A 3799-nucleotide genomic window follows, 5' to 3' on the forward strand; every position below is an offset into this window, starting at 1 on the left:
GGGGCGCGCGGTCTTCCATCCGCCTCCGCTCGTTCCTCGCTCCGGCTCCCGCCAGACCCGCCACGACCGCGCGCCCCTCTCCCCTCCCCGCCCTGGTGCACAGGCCGGGCTTCCGCTTGGCGTCAGCAACGTGCTGCAACGTACGGTGGGCGTGCAGCCGCGCCGTTCTGGGGGTGCGCTCGCTGCCGCGTCGTCTTGTTTGACGCTCTGTGGGCGTCTACGGTGGTCAGCGTTTCAACCCGTTGCATGGATTGCACACCGTTGCGCAGTCCCTCGCGCAGGTGCGTGCTGCGGGGTGGTCACCCTCGAAGGAGAGCGCATGTCGACCAGAGCTTTCAGATCCCGCGCCGGCTCGGCGCGGGTACCCCGAACCCTTGCTGCCACGGCCGCGGCAGCGGTCCTCGTCCCGCTCGCGACGATCCCCGGCGTGCTGTCCGCGTCCGCCGCGGACGCCCAGCACGTCAGCATCCCCGGCTCGCACAACACGGAGATGGGCTGCGCGAGCGACTGGGACGTGAGCTGCGCGCAGGCCGAGCTCACCCAGCGTCCCGACGGCGTCTGGTCGCGCACCTACGACCTGCCCGCCGGCAGCTACGAGTACAAGGCAGCCCTCAACGACTCCTGGGACGTGAACTACGGCGCGGGCGGCGCGCAGGGCGGCGCCAACATCGCCTACACGACCGACGGCTCCACGCCGGTCACGTTCTTCTACGACCCGGTCACGCACTGGGCCACCACCACGGCGTCCGACCCCATCGTGTCCGCGATCGGCGACTTCCAGACGCAGCTCGGCTGCGCCTCGGACGACCAGGCCGACTGCCTCGGGGCGTGGCTGGAGGACCCGGACGGCAACGGGATCTACACCGCGAAGCTCACCGGGCTGACCGCGGGGACGTACCACGTCCGGGTCGCGCACGGACTGTCCGCCGACGAGGTCTACGGCCAGGGCGGTGCCAAGGACGGCGCCGCGATCCCGTTCACCGTCGAGGGCGGCAAGCAGGTCGTCCTCACGTACACCCTCGCCACGCACGCGCTCGCGATCGACGTGACGGACGCCCCGGTCGCGGGCGAGGCCGAGGACGCCGCCCAGTGGGTCGACGCGCGCACGGTCGCCGTCCCCGCCGACCTCGCCGCCGGCGTCACGGCCTGGACCCTCTACTCCTCGGCCGACGCCTCGCTCACGCGCGACGGGAACACGATCTCGGGCGGCACCGCGATCGGTCTCACGGCGGACCCGCAGGGCCTCACGTCCGCGCAGCTCACGCGCTTCCCGGCCCTCAAGGGCTACGTCGCGCTGCACCCGCGCGGCCTGTCGCGTCCCGCCCTCGAGCGGGCGCTCCGGGGCGAGCTCCGGCTCGCCGCCCGGGACGCCGACGGCGCGCTCGAGGCGCTCACGGGCGTCCAGGTCCCCGGCGTGCTCGACGACGTCTACGGCACCTCCGCGCAGCGACGCGCCCTCGGCGTCACCTGGGAGCACGGTGCGCCGCAGCTCGCCCTCTGGGCGCCGACGGCGCAGGACGTCGACCTGCTCCTCTACCCGGCGTCGGGCACCGGCGACCCGCAGCGCGTCCCGGCGCACCGCGCGTCGGACGGCACGTGGACCGTGGCCGGGTCGCCGTCGTGGAAGAACCGGCAGTACCTCTACGAGGTGAAGGTCTACGCGCCCACCACGGGCCGGATCGAGACCAACGACGTCACCGACCCGTACTCGGTCGCGCTCACCACGAACTCGACGCGCTCGGTGCTCGTCGACCTCGACGACCGCTCGCTCGAGCCGTCGCAATGGGCCCGGACGGCGTCCCCGCGCGTCGCCGACCCGACCCAGCAGACGATCTACGAGCTGAGCGTCCGCGACTTCTCCGCCACCGACCCGACGGTCCCGGCGGCGCTCCGTGGGACGTACGGCGCGTTCGCGACGAACAGCGAGGGGACCAAGCACCTGCGGACCCTCGCGAAGGCCGGCCTGACCACCGTCCACCTGCAGCCGACGTTCGACTTCGCGACCGTGAACGAGGACCGCAGCCAGCAGAAGGCCCCGCCGTGCGACCTGGCCTCCTACGCCCCGGACTCGGACCAGCAGCAGGCGTGCGTGGGCGCGGTCGCGGACTCCGACGCGTACAACTGGGGCTACGACCCGCTCCACTTCTTCGCCCCCGAGGGCTCGTACGCCGTCCGCCCCGACGGCGGCTCGCGCGTCGCGGAGTTCCGCACCATGGTCGGGGCGCTGCACGCGGACGGGCTCCGCGTCGTCGTCGACGAGGTCTTCAACCACACCTCCGCCTCGGGCCAGGACGCGCACTCGATCCTCGACCGCGTCGTCCCCGGCTATTACCAGCGGCTCGACGCGACCGGCTCGGTCGAGACCTCGACCTGCTGCCAGGATGTCGCCACCGAGCACACCATGGCCCAGAAGCTCATGGTCGACTCGGTCGTCCTGTGGGCCAAGGAGTACAAGGTCGACGGCTTCCGCTTCGACCTCATGGGCTTCCACTCGGTCGACAACATGAAGGCCGTGCGGGCCGCGCTCGACAAGCTGACGCTCCGCAAGGACGGCGTCGACGGGAAGAGCATCTACCTGTACGGCGAGGGCTGGAACTTCGGGGCGGTCGCGAACAACGCGTACTTCACGCAGGCCACCCAGGGCCAGCTCGACGGCACCGGCATCGGGACCTTCAACGACCGCCTGCGCGACGCCGTCCGCGGCGGGTCCCCGGTCGACGGGAGCACCGTCCAGCAGCAGGGCTTCGGCTCGGGCCTGTTCACCGACCCGAACGGCAACCCGTCGTACGGGGACGCGGACGACGCGTCGAAGGCGCTGCTCGGCCACGACGAGGACCTCGTGAAGCTGGGCCTCGCGGGCAACCTCAAGGACTACGCGTTCGTGACGTCCGACGGGACGACGAAGAAGGGCTCGGAGGTCGACTACAACGGGCAGCCGGCGGGCTACGCGAGCGAGCCCGACGAGTCCATCAGCTACGTCGACGCGCACGACAACCAGACGCTCTTCGACGCGCTGACGCTCAAGCTGCCGCAGGCGACGTCGATGGCGGACCGCGTGCGCATGCAGACCCTCTCGCTCGCCACGGCCACGCTGTCGCAGTCGCCGTCGTTCTGGCTGGCGGGCTCGGACCTGCTCCGCAGCAAGTCGCTCGACAACAACAGCTACAACTCGGGCGACTGGTTCAATGCGATCGACTGGTCGGGCCGGACGAACGGGTTCGCCAAGGGGCTGCCCCTGTCGGGGGACAACGGCTCGCAGTGGTCGATCATGAAGCCGCTGCTCGCCGACCCGGCCCTGAACCCGACCGCGAAGGACATCGCGACCGCGACCGACGAGGCGCAGCAGCTCCTGCGGCTCAAGCGCTCGACGCCGCTGTTCTCGCTCGGCTCGTCGAGCCTGATCGAGCAGAAGGTCTCCTTCCCCGCGACGACGACGCCCGGCGTGATCGCCATGAACGTCGACGACGCGCACGGCAAGGACGTCGACCGGAACCTCGACGGCGTCCTGGTCGTGTTCAACGCAGGCACGACGACGGCCACCGAGACGCTCGACGCGCTCCGCGGCAAGGGCTACGAGCTCTCCACGCTCCAGCGTCACGGCGACGACGCGGTCGTCAAGCGCACCACGTGGGACGCGCGCACCGGCACGGTCTCGGTCCCGGCGCGCACGGTCGCGGTGCTCACGCTCGCGCAGCAGCACGGCAGCCCGGGGAACAGCGGGGGCCACGGCCACCGCTGACCCTCCGACGCCGAAGTACCCCGGCATCCCGAATACCTCGCGAGGTATTCGGGATGCCGG

At 71.6% G+C, this 3799-nt stretch carries 1 protein-coding gene; it reads left to right on the top strand.

Going from position 1 to position 3799, the window contains the following annotated elements; translation table 11 throughout:
• The first annotated feature begins 319 nt into the window (after positions 1 to 319).
• Positions 320 to 3739 carry a pullulanase-type alpha-1,6-glucosidase gene (gene pulA, locus ACFT5B_RS19395; RefSeq protein ID WP_386800828.1) on the top strand — a complete coding sequence of 1140 codons (3420 nt, stop codon included), beginning with the start codon at positions 320 to 322 and terminating at the stop codon, positions 3737 to 3739.
• Positions 3740 to 3799: the final 60 nt, after the last annotated feature.

It is taken from the genome of Luteimicrobium sp. NPDC057192, assembly GCF_042670205.1.
In the GTDB taxonomy this organism is placed as follows: domain Bacteria; phylum Actinomycetota; class Actinomycetes; order Actinomycetales; family Cellulomonadaceae; genus Luteimicrobium.

What these genes read in the sequence shown, in the direction of transcription:
- pulA (WP_386800828.1), top strand. Translation starts at nt 320, where the DNA reads ATGTCGACCAGAGCTTTCAGATCCCGCGCCGGCTCGGCGCGGGTACCC.